This is a genomic window from Aquabacterium sp. T101 (assembly GCF_057219775.1).
The window spans coordinates 1-563 of record NZ_JBXVVZ010000024.1 but is presented as its reverse complement, the minus strand read 5'-3'; the positions used below and the strand labels follow the sequence as shown (position 1 = coordinate 563).

Genomic DNA, 563 nt, shown 5'->3' with positions numbered 1-563 from the left:
CTGGCCTGCTCGATGAGGTTGCCCTCGATGGTGAGGGCCTCGTGCTGGCCGTGGATGGTGAGGTTGCCGCCGTCGCAGCGGCCGGTGGCGGCGTTGACGGAGTTGCGGCGGAAGATGTTGTTGCGAACGGTCAGGCTGTTGGAGTGGCCGCCGAGGTAGGCGCCGTGCTCGAAGCCGCCACCGCTGGGGTTGTTGTCCTCGAAGCGGGTGCCCTCGATGAGCAGGCCGTTGGAGTCGCCGAGGAAGCCGTGTTCGCGGTTGTGGTGGAGGAACGAGTTGCGGATGGTCAGGCGCTCGTTGGTGGCGCCGCCGGCCTGCTGGGCATGGATGCCGATGGCGAAGTTGGCGATTTCCACGCCGTCGAAGACGACGTCGCGGGTGCCGGCCTGGACGAAGGCGCCCCACTGGCCGGTGCCGCGGCCGTCGAACTTGAGGTTGCGGAAGGTGTAGCCGCCGTCCTGGACGGTCTCGCCGTACATGCCGAAGCTGAAGGTGGTGCCGCTGGGGGTGTTGAACACGGGCAGGGCGCCGGAGCCCCAGTCGGCGAAGGTCAGGGGCGCGGC

The 563-nt window shown here is 68.9% G+C and carries 1 protein-coding gene; it reads right to left on the bottom strand.

Annotation, left to right across the window (positions count from 1 at the left end; genetic code table 11):
- Positions 1 to 563: right-handed parallel beta-helix repeat-containing protein (locus AC2EAQ_RS18915; RefSeq protein ID WP_484645994.1), on the bottom strand; the 563-nt coding region annotated here is incomplete at both ends.